General features: G+C 54.6%; 14 protein-coding genes. 5 read left to right on the forward strand and 9 right to left on the reverse strand.

The genetic code is table 11. The features are described 5' to 3' along the window. Window positions 1-38 precede the first annotated feature (38 nt). Window positions 39-1,475: an adenylosuccinate lyase gene (gene purB / locus D2E25_RS05595; protein ID WP_125980689.1), complete on the reverse strand. Its 1,437-nt coding sequence runs from the start codon at window positions 1,473-1,475 to the stop codon at window positions 39-41. 54 nt (window positions 1,476-1,529) lie between these two features. Here purB and D2E25_RS05600 point away from each other — a divergent pair, with 54 nt between their 5' ends. The 4 genes from D2E25_RS05600 to D2E25_RS05615 all read left to right on the forward strand — a co-directional run bounded on the left by D2E25_RS05600 (window position 1,530) and on the right by D2E25_RS05615 (window position 5,318). Next, on the forward strand, window positions 1,530-2,288 hold the full coding sequence (locus D2E25_RS05600) for a response regulator transcription factor (RefSeq protein WP_206430747.1): 759 nt from the start codon (window positions 1,530-1,532) through the stop codon (window positions 2,286-2,288). A gap of 287 nt (window positions 2,289-2,575) precedes the next feature. Then, window positions 2,576-3,529 (forward strand): ATP-binding cassette domain-containing protein, encoded by a 954-nt coding sequence (locus D2E25_RS05605; protein ID WP_125980691.1) that lies wholly within the window; start codon window positions 2,576-2,578, stop codon window positions 3,527-3,529. After that, window positions 3,526-4,383, forward strand: a complete 858-nt coding sequence (locus tag D2E25_RS05610; protein WP_125980693.1) for an ABC transporter permease subunit — start codon at window positions 3,526-3,528, stop codon at window positions 4,381-4,383. The genes D2E25_RS05605 and D2E25_RS05610 overlap by 4 nt, the downstream gene beginning before the upstream one ends. Window positions 4,384-4,394: 11 nt before the next feature. Continuing rightward, on the forward strand, window positions 4,395-5,318 hold the full coding sequence (locus D2E25_RS05615) for a sensor histidine kinase (protein WP_125980695.1): 924 nt from the start codon (window positions 4,395-4,397) through the stop codon (window positions 5,316-5,318). On the opposite strand, the gene D2E25_RS05620 is transcribed toward D2E25_RS05615, so the two are convergent. From D2E25_RS05620 to D2E25_RS05655, 8 genes are all read right to left on the reverse strand, one after another. Further along, the gene (locus D2E25_RS05620; RefSeq protein ID WP_125980697.1) at window positions 5,315-6,934 is read right to left on the reverse strand and encodes a PGAP1-like alpha/beta domain-containing protein; all 1,620 of its coding nucleotides are present in this window, start codon (window positions 6,932-6,934) and stop codon (window positions 5,315-5,317) included. The two genes, D2E25_RS05615 and D2E25_RS05620, sit on opposite strands and share 4 nt — an antisense overlap. 459 nt (window positions 6,935-7,393) lie before the next feature. Then, window positions 7,394-8,032 (reverse strand): DUF6466 family protein, encoded by a 639-nt coding sequence (locus tag D2E25_RS05625; RefSeq protein ID WP_125980699.1) that lies wholly within the window; start codon window positions 8,030-8,032, stop codon window positions 7,394-7,396. Then, window positions 8,029-9,072 (reverse strand): VWA domain-containing protein, encoded by a 1,044-nt coding sequence (locus D2E25_RS05630; protein ID WP_125980701.1) that lies wholly within the window; start codon window positions 9,070-9,072, stop codon window positions 8,029-8,031. The genes D2E25_RS05625 and D2E25_RS05630 overlap by 4 nt, the downstream gene beginning before the upstream one ends. Then, complete coding sequence (locus D2E25_RS05635; protein WP_125980704.1) at window positions 9,069-10,151, reverse strand: vWA domain-containing protein; 1,083 nt, start codon at window positions 10,149-10,151, stop codon at window positions 9,069-9,071. Before D2E25_RS05635 ends, D2E25_RS05630 begins: the two co-directional genes overlap by 4 nt. Beyond that, window positions 10,148-10,705 (reverse strand): hypothetical protein, encoded by a 558-nt coding sequence (locus D2E25_RS05640; RefSeq protein WP_125980706.1) that lies wholly within the window; start codon window positions 10,703-10,705, stop codon window positions 10,148-10,150. Before D2E25_RS05640 ends, D2E25_RS05635 begins: the two co-directional genes overlap by 4 nt. After that, the gene (locus D2E25_RS05645) at window positions 10,702-11,709 is read right to left on the reverse strand and encodes a DUF58 domain-containing protein (RefSeq protein WP_125980708.1); all 1,008 of its coding nucleotides are present in this window, start codon (window positions 11,707-11,709) and stop codon (window positions 10,702-10,704) included. Before D2E25_RS05645 ends, D2E25_RS05640 begins: the two co-directional genes overlap by 4 nt. Beyond that, window positions 11,706-12,782 (reverse strand): AAA family ATPase, encoded by a 1,077-nt coding sequence (locus tag D2E25_RS05650; RefSeq protein WP_125980711.1) that lies wholly within the window; start codon window positions 12,780-12,782, stop codon window positions 11,706-11,708. Before D2E25_RS05650 ends, D2E25_RS05645 begins: the two co-directional genes overlap by 4 nt. 97 nt (window positions 12,783-12,879) lie before the next feature. Then, entirely contained in the window at window positions 12,880-13,653 is a 774-nt protein-coding gene (locus tag D2E25_RS05655; RefSeq protein WP_164514736.1) for a uracil-DNA glycosylase, read from the reverse strand. Between the two features lie 132 nt (window positions 13,654-13,785). Here D2E25_RS05655 and D2E25_RS05660 point away from each other — a divergent pair, with 132 nt between their 5' ends. After that, entirely contained in the window at window positions 13,786-14,517 is a 732-nt protein-coding gene (locus D2E25_RS05660) for a LytR C-terminal domain-containing protein (protein ID WP_125980713.1), read from the forward strand. The last annotated feature ends 274 nt before the right edge of the window (window positions 14,518-14,791 follow it).

Raw genomic sequence — 14,791 nt, forward strand, 5'->3', positions numbered from 1 at the left:
CGCCAGTGCGTCAGCTATGCGTAAGGGTACCGGATCGTTCAGCGGTCGAAATCGACCAGCTTGCTCGCCACACCCGTGTACGTGGCTGGGGTAAGCGCCTTGAGTCGTGCTGCGGTTTCGGGGTCGAAGGACTGCTGGTCGATGAACTGCTCGACCTGTTCCTTATTGATCTCGTGGCCGCGCATGAGCTCCTTGACCTTCTCATACGGCTTGTCCATGCCGGGCAGGCCCTTGAGCTCGCAAGCGCGCATCGCCGTCTGGATCGGCTCGCCGAGCACCTCCCAGTTCTCATCCAGCTCGCGTGAAATCACATGCTGGTTCGGGTGAATGGACTTGAGACCACCCATCAGGTTGTACAGGGCCAGCTGCGAGTAGCCGAGCGCCGAGCCAATGTTGCGCTGCGTGGTCGAATCGGTCAGATCGCGCTGCCAACGGGATTCCACGAGCGTGGCCGACAGGGTGTCGAGCAGCGAGCAGGAGATCTCGAAGTTCGCCTCAGCGTTCTCGAAGCGGATCGGGTTGACCTTGTGCGGCATGGTGGACGAGCCGGTCGCACCCTTGACCGGCACCTGCGCGAACACACCGCGCGAAATGTACATCCACACGTCCACGCACAGGTTGTGCATGATGCGGTTCGCGTGGGAAACAGTGCTGTACAGCTCAGCCTGCCAATCGTGGCTTTCGATCTGCGTGGTCAGCGGGTTCCAGGTCAGTCCCATGCGGTTCGTGACAAACTCGCGGGACACAGCGATCCAGTCGACGTTCGGGCAGGCAGCCAAGTGCGCGCCGAATGTGCCGGTAGCACCGTTGATCTTGCCCAGATACTCCTGGGTTTCGATGTGCTTCAACTGGCGGTTCAGGCGGTAGACATACACCGCGAGCTCCTTGCCGAGCGTGGTCGGCGTGGCCGGCTGACCGTGCGTGAGAGACAGCAACGGCATGTCACGGTATTCGTCGGCCTTCGCGGCGAGATGATCGATAATCTCCTTGAATGCCGGGGTCCACACGTTCTCCATTGCGTTCTTCACGCAACGAGCGATCGACAAGTTGTTAATATCCTCAGACGTGCAGGCGAAGTGCACGAGGGTCTTCAACGCATCGTTGATATTGGTGAGCTCAGCCGGAGCCTTGTCGATCTGATCGTCGATGTAATACTCCACGGCCTTCACGTCGTGGTGGGTGACGGCCTCGTGCGCGGCGTGCTGCTTGATGCCCTCAGCGCCGAAATCCTCAGGGATTGCGCGCAGGAACGCCTTCTCAGCGTCGGTGAACGGCTTGACGCCGTCAACGATCGGCTGGTAGCCATTGCCTTCGAAACCATTAGCCAGAAGGATCATCCATTCGACCTCGACGCGCATGCGCTCGCGGTTCAAGGCCGGTTCGCTCAAGTATTCGACGAGCGGGGCGGTCGCGTTGTGATAGCGGCCGTCAAGCGGGGTCAATGCGATTGCAGGGGAAATATCAGTAAGCTTCATGAGCTCTAGGGTACTTCCAGCCGTAAACCTGGCAGTGTCGTATGCTGAATGATTGTGAGTGAAGCACGAATACTGGTAATCGAAGACGATGCAGACATTAACGAAGTAGTCTGCACGCAGTTGGAGCGTGCTGGATTTGACTGCACCTGCGCATACTCCGGTTCTGAAGCGCGACTGATATTAGATCGTGCAACGCCAGCATCAACTGATCATGGTGCAGATGATCATGGTGCAGATTGCGGATTCGACTGTATTGTGAGCGATCTTATGCTGCCTGGATTAACCGGCGAACAGCTGATTGCCATGCTCCGTGAACGCGGTGCTGGCGTGCCGATTATCGTCGTTTCCGCGCGCGACACCGTCGCCGACCGTGTCGCAGTATTGCAGCTTGGCGCTGACGATTATCTCGTCAAGCCGTTTGATCTCGCAGAACTGGTCGTACGCGTACAAGCTCAACTACGCGGTCGCGGCTACGCTCACAACAGCGCAGCCACTGACTCAGCTGCACCAGTATCAGAGTCAATTACCGCCGGCCGATGGGAACTCAATCCTGCTGCTCGCACGTTCGCCATCGACGGCCGGCCAATAGCACTCACTAATACGGAATTCAACATTCTCGAACTGCTCATGACGCACCCCAATACAGTCTTCACCAAACAGCAGGTATACGAACTGTGTTGGAATGAGCCATACATGGTCGACGACAACACCGTCACCGCACACGTGAGCAAAATCCGCGCCAAGCTCAAACCCTCCGGCACTGACTCGTACATTCGAACCGTTTGGGGACTAGGCTTCAAACTCAACGTATGAGTGTGTGGCGCGTGGTATGCGCAAACCATCACTATATGCGCGCAATCGTCACATGGGCGCGCAGCGAGTGATGGTTCGAACGGCCTAATCATCACTGCGTGCGCGCGGCCGTCGCCATCGCGCGCAGCGAGTGACGGTTCCGGGCGCCGCGCGGCTGCCACATTGCCGGCCGTCACACTTTCGCAAGACTTTCGTGAGATTTCCGTGCGACTTGCACGACGATTGCGCAAGAACCGTTCCGTACAGTGATAGCCATCAACAACGGGACATACCAGAAAGGAACGGCTATGGACGCGATTCGTACGCGCGCATTGTCGAAAATCTACGCGGGCAAACGCGTAGTCAACGACTTTGCCATGAGTGTGCCACAAGGCTCAATCTATGGCTTTGTTGGCAACAATGGTGCCGGCAAGTCCACGGTAATGAAAATGATCGCAGGACTAGTCATTCCTAGCAGTGGCGAAATCAACGTGTTCGGGCGTGCAAACAGTGACGATACCGGTCACACTGGCAGCGGCGTGCAACGTGTCGGCGCACTCATCGAAAACCCGGGTCTCCTGCCACACATGAGCGCCTTCGACACAATGATGGCGCAAGCAATCGCACTTGGTGTAGCTGACCCGAAAACGGTTTGCCGCAATCTGCTCGATCACGTTGGACTCGGCAATACTGGACGCAAGAAAACCGGCGGCTTCTCGCTTGGTATGAAACAGCGTCTCGGACTAGCGCTCGCACTCGTCGGCGGGCCAGACCTGCTGCTGCTCGACGAGCCACTCAACGGTCTCGACCCGGAAGGCGCACGGGCCATGCGTGGATTACTCGTACAACTCAACCAACAACGCGGCATCACCATCGTCATCAGCTCGCACGTGCTCGACCAGTTAGAGCGCATGTGCACCCACTATGGCGTGATCGCAAACGGCCACATGGTGCGCGAAATGACTGCCGAACAAGTACAGTCCGAATGCGGTGACAGTCTCACCGTGCGCACCGCTGACACCGCGACCGCGCTCGCGATTCTTGAAGACCAGCTGGCAAACAATCCTGCCAACCCGGTGCGTTTCGCCGCCGAGCCTGACGGTTCAATCACCATTGCCGGTGGTTTCGATGCGGCTGAAGTCTCGCGCGTGTTGCATGACGCGAACCAGACCGTTCTTGAACTATCCACAAAATCGCGCGACATGGAAGACTATTTCGTTGCCCTCATGGATGGTGCTCGCGCACAAGGAGACCTACGATGATTAACCTACTGCGTTCTGACCTGTACCGGCTTATCCACGGCCGCAAATTCTGGGTTGTTACAGTATTGTCCATTCTGCTGACCGCCGGCCTGCTCACTGCGCTGATATTGTTAAGCGCTGCCAGCGGTGCTACACAAACCGATACGAGCGGTGTGACGGTTACCGCCAATGCTGCTGCTGGCTTGACACCTTCTCGACGTCTTATGGATTCGCATACTGCAATGCTGTCCAGTTCTGGATTGGGTGGAAGTTCACTGCTAGCCATGTTGATCGCACTGATCGCCGTACTGGTGGTGATGGATGATTGGGATGCTGGCTTTGTAAAGAACCTGCTTGCCGGGCGTCGCAGCCAGATAGGCTATGTTGCGAGCCGTTTGATATTGTCGGCGCTGCTTACTGCATGGAACATAGTGGTATCGATTGCCTCACTAGAACTGGCTTGTGTTGTGTTGGGGGTGCGATTCCGTCACACGGAAACCATTGGTTCTTATATAGGATTCTGTGCGCTCAAAATACTGGGTGTGATTACGTTCGTGCTCATCGTTGTCGCGTTGACAATGATTACGCGTAGTAAAGCGTTCGGTATTGCGTCTGCGGTACTAGTTGGTGCAGGCATTATGGGATCGTTGCTGAATATCGTATTAGCGATGATCGCCTCGTATATGCCGTGGGTGGAGCAACTCGTGCAATGGTTGCCTTCGAACAATGTGAAACTCTACGCTGACAGTGCTGGCCTGCTGGCTACAGCCAATGGTCTGCCAGTATGGGCGCATATTCTGATCTGCTTCACTGGCTGGATTATCGTCTCTGCTGGCGCAACCCTGCTGGTTAACCGCCGTCGCGACGTGTGCTGACAATCATTGACATGATGATTGTAGGGTCGATTGCCGCTCTGATTATGGGAATCGTGATCGGAGCGGCAATATACGGGCGTGATATACGACGGATGGCTCAATTTTTGCGTCAGAGACCATCCGACAGTAATGCGCGGTTGGATGTGAGACTGCCGGGGAATGCGAGCCGTGAACTTGCGCAAGCAATCAATCATCAGCTCGATGAGATACAAGCTGAACGGATTGCGGCGATGACGCAAACGCAGGAGTTCCAGCGTGACCTGTCATCGCTCGCACACGATGTACGCACGCCGCTAATGGGCGCGCAAGGGCATATCCAATTGGCGATGGCAGGGGAGGTGTCTGCTGATGATGAACGTCATCTGACGGCGGCATTACAGCGTTTGGATGACATGCGCGGCTTACTCGATCAGTTGTTTGCGTATGCTCGAGCCAACGATCCTGACCATACGCTGAAGCTTGAACCGGTTGCGGTGCAGCCATTGATAGCAGAAGTGCTCGTCGGTCATTATCCTGAGTTTGAAGAACGAGGCTGGGAGCCAACTATCAGCTTCGACAATGAACGGTTCGTGCTTCAAGCTGATCAAACCGCTTTGCGACGCATTATCGACAATCTCGTTACCAATGCATTGCGCCACGGTAGCGGTGCACCCACGATACGGCAACATGATCATACAATCACCATTGCTAATCCAATCAGTCGTGAAGCTACCGCTGACATTGATCCAAGCCGTCTATTCGACCGGTTCTACCAAGCGGATGATTCACGAGGCAAAAGCGGATCCGGATTAGGGCTTGCTGTTGCACAATCTTTAGCCGGAGCAATGCATCTCACCTTGAGTGCTGAACTCAACCATGATCACAGCACTAGCGAAAACCAACTAGTGATCTCTATACAGCCTGTGACAACTCATCCTGACGCGCACGCTCATTAAAGAATCCCTACCTTGGGCTGTGCAAGCCATTGCAATGCTTCAGGGGGAGTGCTCTGCAGCATACGACCCTCGTAATAGTGCGTTTCAAGAAGCTCACCATCGATAATCTCCTGAAAATGCTGTTCATGCTGTGTAACCGCATACGAACCTTGATCGGAAGCATGCGCGTATGCTGCCTGATGGTATTTCAGCCAGTGAGTAATCTCCTTCTGCTTGGGAGCATTGGCGACCAACGCGCCAGTCAGCTCAGACTGGGGTATACCAGCTTCTGGTATGTATGCCCCATCATCCTCAGTACTTGTAGCGGTAGTGCCAGGCGCTGCACTTACCTGTCCTCGAATGGTGAGCCATTGAGGTGTTGCCGGGTTTGTTGCACCGTCAAGAGAGGCGACAACCTCATCTTCAATTTCAATACTGGTAACCCATGTTTGTTCAGGTATTGGATGGTTCGCAATCGGCGAGCCAGCGGTGACTACATGCGTGATGTTATATCGATCCTGTAAATCTGCGGCGGCTGCTGCCGCGACGATACCGCCTTGTGAATGGCCAATAATGGCCACTTCATCATCTTTGCCTATGCCAGCTTTGCTCATAGCCATATTGACTAAACGCAAACTGTCCGCACGTTTACGCTGCCAGGATTTGTCACTCATCAATTCCACATTCTGCTCCCATCCGAACGGCGAATCCTCTTGACCATCCGTACCGGGAACCAATACCAGCCAGCCATCGGTACCATCCGCGCGGCGGTACCGTTGAACTGCGATAGTGGCGTAACTCAAACCGCTATGTAACTCAATCGTGCCGAGCCGCTCTTCTGCAAGACGACGAAGATTTTCCATACCAGATGCCACCGAATGAGACGAACGAACCACGTCAGTTTGTGCTTGCACTTCGCGGATACACAGCGTATTGCCTTGAGTGAGATTCTTAAACGGTGCAGAGAGCATAGCTGTTATCGATGCAACCGCGTTCACTGGAGCAGAACCGTACCGTGGTATGCGCATGAGTAATAACAGGTGTGAAGCTAATCCAGATACAAACCCTTCATGAGCCCACGACACTGTGTCAGAAGCATGAATGAAGTTGGAAGCGCCTTCCTGCTTAGACTTGGTCGTATAGCCGTCTACAGCCAGGTATCCTCCCAAGACTGCCACATGGCTGGGCGCAATGGTTGCTGCTTTGCTCGTAATCGCGTTTACATTGCGCAGTGCCGCCAGTTCAGCTTCTGCGTACAAGGAATGCGCACGAATTAACGAGTGAGCCATGGTAGCGAATTCTTCACTAACACGTGTGCACTGCTGTGCATGCTCATTGCATTGCTCAATAAGTTGACTGTACGGCAAACTGTCATGCTGCACGGCATTGGCATTATTCGCGCTGGCGATACCGGAACTCATATTGGAACCAGTGCCAGAACCATATGAGGCAGAGCACATCGTTGCGCTCACGCGATGCCGGTTTAACTGCAACGCAGTCGTCTGCCATGATGCACTCAACGCACTGAATGCTTGCGCCTGCTCCAATAAAGCATTGGCAACGGTTTCATATGCTTCGCGTTGCGCTGTCGAATAGGATTGACCGCCATATATCGATGAAGTAACCTGCCAGTTCATGTCAGCCTCCAGCCCCAGCAAGGCGCATAGTGAACTGGATTTGCTCTGCCATGGTACTCATACGACGAGCACACGCGTCAGCACGTTGACGGAACTGCGTTGCCGCTTTACCCTCCCAATTAATCTGCTTTGCGTGGTTGAGCGTTGTACCAGCTTGATCTTGTGCAACAAGTGCTGAACGGCTTGTGATACCAACAAGATTGCGAGCAGTGCTTGCTGCGGCATTGCAGGGGCATTGCGTGTATGCAAACGGTGAGACCGTGCTGCCAAAAGGTGATGATGTGAGAAAAGCGTTCATGCTCCCATCAACGCATACATGAACGCTTGACGGCAAGCTGAACAGACAATGTGGTCGAAGGCTACCGGGTTATCCACAACAACGGCGTGTCGTCCACATGGTATGCACAGCGTTCATGAACACCAGTGTGAACGGCACGCCTCAAACAAGTAACGCGTGCATCACCACGGTTTTGGTGTTTGTGTTCCAGAATTCTTGGTATTGGACGCACTATCAGATTTGGTAGAGGACGGCGAAGAGCCAGAAGGTGTTGACTGTTGATTGGCTTTCAACAATTCATCAACCTTATCGCGCTGCTCTTGCGTCAAACCATCATGTGACTTGCTATCTGCGGAATCAGTATTCGCCGAGCTTGTATTCGCAGCCGTCGCGCTGGTGTCACCGCGCTGTTCGCGCAGTCGAGCAGCAATATCCGCAGTGAGTTCCTGTGAGATTGCAGCGTTCGTTGCAATAGACTGCTTGACTTGCGGCAGTAACAGCACAGCAGGCGAACTCGCATCTGCAAACTGGGCATCAACCTGCTGCTGTTTTGCGGCAAGTGCATCTAAATCAGCACTTGCATCATCAAGAGTTTTCAAGTTGCGCGTCAATTGCTGTGTTGCCTGATTAAACGTATTGACCGAGGTAAGATTCACCGCGGCAATTACCCCACCACACAAGCAGCAGACGGCCAGCACGCCAATGCATATACGCGCAGGCAATCCAGCACGAGCAGTACGGGCTGAACGAGCAGGAACACGCGCAGCATCAGAAACACGCGCAGTACCGGATGACAATGCATGAGATTGGGAAGCACTCACAGCATCCTCCTTGACATGGCAATCCAAGCGCCCAACTCCCAAGCGAGAAGCACACTCAACGCGATAGCAAACGGCCAGACCACCGGTATTGCCCGTTCACGAGTTTTCGGGGTCGTTGTGAGCTTCCACTGTTCTGAGATTTTGGCTGATAGCGCGTTTGCAATCGTATGCGTGGCATCCATGTGCACATACGATCCGCCCATTTCATCGGCAATATCGCGCAAATTATTCTCATCAAGCTTAGAAATACCAGGCTGCCCAGTGGTCGGGTCAATAACCCACTGCTGTGCCTGATCGCTTTGCCCATTGGTGTTTCCTACACCATCAGCAATATTCGGAATCGTGCCGCCATCTGTTGAGCCCACGCCGATCGTAAACGCATCATCAAGATAACGGCGCAGTGTTGAATAGCTACGGCGCGTAACCGTGGACGTTTGCTCACCATCCGTGATCATATACAGGACAATCACATCATCTGGATGCTGATTGCGAATCGACTTGAGCGACAGCATCAGCTGATCAAGCGGCGCGTCAAGACTCGAGCCAGCCGATACTGAAGTTGCCTCGGCCGTTAACGTATCCGCCCAGTTCGTAATCGCATTGGAATCAGGCGTCAACGGTACGTCAAGCGTGCCACTGGCACCGAATCGCAGTGCTGCAAAACTGGAATCCGCGTATCGAGCGGTTATATCATTCACTGCTTGACGGGCCGCATCCAAACGACTGGAAACAGTGTCAGAGCCATACTGTGCGTCTGCAACAGCCATCGAACCAGTAACATCAACGGCAACCACCACATCGGTAGCATTCACCGCACGACTCGTCGTGGTTTCAATAACGCTCGGAGTCAATGCCATTACAGCGGCAAGCACACACATGAGCACGCGGCGTACGCACGCTGTCACTGTTTCATCACTCGCACCGTGAGCACTACGGCGCACATGCAGCACAATAGCGGCAATCGCCATAATGATCATGAGCGCGGCCAGTATACTGCCTGCCGGCCAGCCCAACGCGGGGGAGAGGGTTAATCCGTTCATCGCCTCAACCTCCAAGCTACAAGCATCCACGCGGCCGTGCACAGTACTAATGCCAGTGTCCACCAGCCCGGCACATCAATGAGCGATGCAAGCTCACGTTGCTTATTCTCATTCACACGTCGATGGTCAATTTCACGCACCAAACCGCTGATATCAGAGGCTGCGGATTGCGTCAGGAAAACACCGCCATGAGATTCAATCTGCTGTTGCATCTGCACAGTCGTCTCATCTGATTCGCTTTGCGTAGGGCCAGAATACAAGCCATCCACGCTAATATGCGCAGCACTCGTCAAATCAAGCGCTTGTGTGAGCGTATAGGTTGGCGTACCAGAAGCCACATTGTCAGTAGCTAGTACGATTGAAGCGGCACGGCGAGTCGACGCACTTGACGAGCTGCCAGAATCTGCACTCTGATCTGACCCGTATACAAAACCGGGCAGCATGGCTGCACAACTGACCAAACCATCGCCAATCAGCGACGTAGAATCCTTACGATTCTGCGTGCCCTCAAGCCAATCAGAAATACGCTGATAATCCTTATCGCTCATCTTGTCGATATCATCTTGCGTTTCAACGCCACGTAACGCTTGAGCCGCAGCTTTGAGCTGACTGGTCACAAGATCATAATCGTCAGTGAGCGGAAACACGGTGCGTGAAGTCGAATTAAAAATGCTCAAACCGATACGCTCGCCTTGGAAACTATTCACCAAGTCAAGATAGGTTTCAATAACCGCGCGATCATACGGCAGCGTCGAGCCAGAAACATCCAAACACAGCACAATATCCCGGCTCGCAGAACGCTCCGCATTACGGTCAACCACTGCAGGGCGAGCAATGAGCACAACGGTGAGTGCTAATGCTCCAACCAGCAACACTACAGCCAACCGGTTCAATACGCGCCACTGGTGGAATAGCCGAGAGGTGTACTCAGTGTTGAGATCGTCGTCAAGATTGTAGACGCGCGCAGCATCACCGCTCATACGCTTACGCCCGAATACCACAGCGATGAGCGTTACGAGCGCAACAATGACGACCACGGCGATAAGTGCCGCCCACGGCCACAGCCAATGCAAGGTCATCGACGCCACCTTTCCACAAGATTCGACACCCATTCCGCGCCCTGCTCCACGCTGATTTCACGAGCACGCAGATTCAACGCTGCATCAGCAAACTCTGGCGGATACAATGCTTCGATCGTTTGCCGCAAGAGTGTAAAGCCAGTCGGCCCGGATGTTCCAGCATGATGAGGATACGCACTTAAGTCACGCAGCGTGGCAGTGCTCAGATCTCGTCCGGTTTGCTCAGATGCGAATGCGCGAGCAATGCCCGCAAGCTGCGCGAACGCTTCCTCACGGGATAGGTCACCGTGCTGATTGCGATCAACAACATCACTGATACGTTCCAGCCACACGGAAGTAGCCGAGCGCGCGCGATGAGCTCCCTGCGCAGTAGTAGCGCGAGCCGGTGTGCGACGCGGGCGTGAAAGAATCACGATGAGTACTGTCAGTGCTATGGCGAGCGTAAAACAGGCGATCATCGCAGGGACGAGCATGTTTGCAATGGTGATTTCACTGACCGGAGTACGATTCGCGGCGATTGCTGAAAAACTCGGTAAGACGGTTAGCGCGTTCATACAGCACCGCCTTTTCGAGAACGCGAACGTGAGGTGCTCGAAGCTGTGCTAGCCGAGGCATCTGCAACCAATCGAGACAAATCCGGAGCTTCACGCAGCTGATTGCGCCCATAGCGCGCCTGAGATAGCGACACGAGTTTTACGAACGCGTCAAACATGGCCTCACTTGACGTTGCACGAATCATACGCGAACCATGCTTCGACAATTCATGCTCTAACGCGGCAGTTACATAACTGCGGTGCACAGTCACGTGTTCAGCCGCGCGCTGATTGACAAGGAATGCGGGTACACGTCGGCCGGAAAGACCATCAAACACTGTTCGGCCGGGTTCGAATGGGTTAATCGTGGCTGCAGTAATCAGCACCAGCGGGTGCGTTGCCGCAAGATCACCGATCGCCTGAACATGACGCTGCGCGAGCGCGAACTCATCGGTAGCAAGCACAATCAACGCGTTACGATCGCGGATACGCCGCGCATAGCTGAGCAGCGCATCCAAGTTGCGTTCGCGTGTCCAATCGCGTTCCAACGCGCGATCTAACGTACGTTCGAACTGTGCAAACCCACCGTTGAATGGCACGCGCGTAATGGAACGCGCGTCGCCCATCACGAGAGAAATATCATCACTGCGGCGCAATGATAGTGCGGCAAACATACGCAACGCATTGGCAGCTACTTGCCATGCATACTCGCCGTTGTCGCATGAGCCAGTCATTTCACGGCCAACATCAAGGAGCATCCACACGCGGCTGGTTACTAAGCGTGCGTGCTGCACTACCATTGGCCGGCCCATACGAGCACTGGTTTTCCAGTCAATCAGACGTGACTCATCGCCCGGCTCATACACGCGAATATCCATGGGATCATCGCTGCCTCCGCGACGCCCAGATGCGTGTTCGCCCTCAAGCACGCCCAATGCTTTGCGCACGGTCGGCAAACTTAACGAGGTTCCGAGCGATTCGATCTTCCTGCGAATCGGATCGTCGGAACGTGCCGTATCGATCATGGGACGCGAACCGCCTCAACAATACGATCAACAATCTGATCGCCAGTCACCCCGTCAGCCATCGCTTCAAACGTCAGCAGAATACGGTGACGAAGCACTTCATGCGCCCACGTTTTCACGTCTTCGGGGATTACATAATCGCGTCCAGACAACAATGCATTCGCCTGACCGGCGCGCACGAGTGCGATCGAAGCACGCGGGCTAGCACCAAGACGCACCAGCGAGCTCAAGCCCTGCAACGGGCGCGATCCAGCACCACGCGAAGTGGCTGCCAAATCAACGGCGTAGCGCATAATCGCGTCCGACACGTGTACGCGACGAGCTGCAGTGCGCAAGAATTCCACGTCACGCACTTGCACTACTTCAGTTGACAAGCTTGCCGGGTCAAACACATCTGTACCACGGCGCGTAAGCAGTGCCAGCATGCGGGTTTCTTCATCAGCGCTTGGGTAGGTCATCACCGCTTTCATCATGAAACGGTCCATCTGCGCTTCGGGCAGATTAAACGTGCCTTCTTCCTCAATGGGGTTCTGCGTGGCGATCACCATAAACGGCTTAGGCAGTGCAATACGCTCGCCGCCGATCGTTGTTGCTCCCTCAGCCATCGCCTCAAGCATGGCAGACTGTGTTTTCGCATTGGAACGGTTGATTTCATCAAGCAGCACAAAATTGGCGTGAATTGGGCCGATTTGTGTTGAGAAACGCTGAGACGCAAAATCAAACACTTGCGTGCCCACCAGATCAGAAGGCATGAGATCTGGTGTGCACTGCACGCGCTTGAACGTACCGGATACGGAAGTTGCCAACGTTTGTGCTGCAGTGGTTTTTGCCAAACCTGGCACTGATTCGATGAGAATATGACCACCAGCGACCAGTGTGACGATCAACGATTCGCGTAAATCGTCCTGACCGACCAGCGTTTGCGCAAACCGTGCACGAATACGGTCAGCAAGCTGACGAGCACGGGTAAGGTCATCAGCATTCAATGCAGACGGTGATTGCGCGGGCGTTGGCAGCGGCACGCCTGCGGCCGGCTGCTGAGGTATCGAAGGTTTAGGAGGAAATAAAGCCATGGTGCTCACTTCGTCGGTTTGAATTCGTACATTGATGATTATGTGTGCTGAACGGTTTGCGTTTCAGCATTGTAGCCGTTCCGCCTGCGTGCGTCGTCTATTCGAAGGACGGTTGCACAGGGGTTGGGACTTGTGCTTGCTCATGTGATGGCGTGCTGGGTTGTGTGCTGGTCAAGCTCCAGTCCACAGGAGTTGCGCCCATAGCAATAAGGGCTTGATTGGCCCGAGAGAACGGTTTTGAACCAAAAAATCCACGCGATGCAGACAGGGGGCTAGGGTGCGGGGATTTGATAATAACGGCGTTGGTGAGCAGCGGCTCTAGGCTTTGTGCGTTTCGCCCCCAGAGAATTGCCACGAGTGGCAATGGCTTGCCATTGCTGTCTGTTCGCGCATTCAGCGCGCGAATTGCTGCCTCAGTGATTGGCTCCCAACCTTTGCCTTGATGACTGTTAGGGCGCCCGACGCCTACGGTTAAACACCTGTTGAGGAGCATGACGCCGCGCTGCGTCCATGGCGTTAAGTCACCATTGGCTGGCATGGGAACATGCACATCATCAACGAGTTCTTTATAAATATTGATCAAGCTTTTCGGCAATGGGCGCACATCCGGTGCTACGCAAAAGCTCAAACCTACTGGATGGCCAGGTGTGGGGTAAGGGTCTTGCCCAACAATCAGCACCTTAATGGAGTCAAACGGTATGGTGAAGGCGCGCAAAATGTTATGGCTTGCAGGCAGATAGTGGCGTCCTGCGGCTAGTTCTGCGCGCAGAAAATCCCCCATATGATGAATTTGCGGCTCGACGTCAGCCAGCGCGTGCGCCCAACCGGGCTCGACTAGCTGCGATAGCGGCTTGATATGCGTTTCGCTCATGGGTACCACTGTAGGCGAGGGCGCCGAGCGTGTCGAAGCTGTGCATATCCGGTGCATGACACGGACCTCATGCCCGCTTGGGACACCATGCCCGATAGACTATCGGCGTAGTTGATATGGAAGGGTTGTGATATGGCCAAGGACAAGGAAACGTACACTGCGTATCCGAAGGATGTGTTCGACAATCCGCCGGCGGGCCCTGTGGGCGTGCACCGCGGTGCCAAATCGGTTGGCGCGCGACTTGCGCCGTTCCTCGCGGTCCTCATTATTGTTGCTGTGATCGGCGTGGGCGTGTGGGGCGTCTTCTCCGGCACATTTGGTGAGATGATGCACCTCGGATCATCGTCTTCGCAGAGCCAGTCGTCATCTTCGAACAATGCGTCTTCGAAGAGCAATACTGATACTTCTGACACGAAGGATTCGACGAACTCGTCGGATACGGCAGATCAGAGTGATACCAGCTCGTCGGATACCTCATCGAGCGATGCGACGAACAATGACTCGTCAGCTGAGCAGAACACGGACCAGAACACTGACCAGACCGATCAGAATAATCAGACTGATACGCAGCAGACCACGCCTGAGCAGACGCAGACTGCAAATAAGGCGACGATGGTCAGGGTGGTGAATGGTACGAAGATCTCTGGCCATGCGGCAAGCAAGTCGTATGTGCTGCAGCAGGCTGGTTATACCAATGTTGTGGCTGCTAACCCGTCTGGCTCTTTGCCATCTAGCACGGTGGTGTGGTACCAGAATGAGACGGATCTGGCAACAGCAAAGGATGTTGCTGCGACCCTTGGTATTTCGAATGTTGCGCAGGTAAGCGATCTGTCAGCGCCGGTTGTCGTGGTGCTCATGCAGTGATTGGCGTATCGCCTTTTTCTTCCCGATAAGGCGCTCGCTGGTTGACGGGGGCATGCTGGCAACTGCCAGATGTGTCCGCCATTCGGATGAGCATTGTTTGATATGCGGGCAGATACGGGGGTGTGAAGTTTCGCACATTTATGTCGGTTCTTGGCACCCCCGTAGTGATTGCGCATATGTCCGGCTTGCCTAGTGCGGCTTAGCTTATGGCTATATTGCTGTATATGCCTTGTGATGTCCCCTAGGGCATTACAATGGAGAAAGTCGCGAAGTG

The sequence above is a fragment of the Bifidobacterium goeldii genome (assembly GCF_003951095.1).
In the GTDB taxonomy this organism is placed as follows: domain Bacteria; phylum Actinomycetota; class Actinomycetes; order Actinomycetales; family Bifidobacteriaceae; genus Bifidobacterium; species Bifidobacterium goeldii.

Coding starts and splice junctions, on each gene's coding strand:
- purB (WP_125980689.1), bottom strand. CDS start 1,475: ATGAAGCTTACTGATATTTCCCCTGCAATCGCATTGACCCCGCTTGAC.
- D2E25_RS05605 (WP_125980691.1), top strand. CDS start 2,576: ATGGACGCGATTCGTACGCGCGCATTGTCGAAAATCTACGCGGGCAAA.
- D2E25_RS05610 (WP_125980693.1), top strand. CDS start 3,526: ATGATTAACCTACTGCGTTCTGACCTGTACCGGCTTATCCACGGCCGC.
- D2E25_RS05615 (WP_125980695.1), top strand. CDS start 4,395: ATGATGATTGTAGGGTCGATTGCCGCTCTGATTATGGGAATCGTGATC.
- D2E25_RS05620 (WP_125980697.1), bottom strand. CDS start 6,934: ATGAACTGGCAGGTTACTTCATCGATATATGGCGGTCAATCCTATTCG.
- D2E25_RS05630 (WP_125980701.1), bottom strand. CDS start 9,072: ATGAACGGATTAACCCTCTCCCCCGCGTTGGGCTGGCCGGCAGGCAGT.
- D2E25_RS05635 (WP_125980704.1), bottom strand. CDS start 10,151: ATGACCTTGCATTGGCTGTGGCCGTGGGCGGCACTTATCGCCGTGGTC.
- D2E25_RS05640 (WP_125980706.1), bottom strand. CDS start 10,705: ATGAACGCGCTAACCGTCTTACCGAGTTTTTCAGCAATCGCCGCGAAT.
- D2E25_RS05645 (WP_125980708.1), bottom strand. CDS start 11,709: ATGATCGATACGGCACGTTCCGACGATCCGATTCGCAGGAAGATCGAA.
- D2E25_RS05650 (WP_125980711.1), bottom strand. CDS start 12,782: ATGGCTTTATTTCCTCCTAAACCTTCGATACCTCAGCAGCCGGCCGCA.
- D2E25_RS05655 (WP_164514736.1), bottom strand. CDS start 13,653: ATGAGCGAAACGCATATCAAGCCGCTATCGCAGCTAGTCGAGCCCGGT.
- D2E25_RS05660 (WP_125980713.1), top strand. CDS start 13,786: ATGGCCAAGGACAAGGAAACGTACACTGCGTATCCGAAGGATGTGTTC.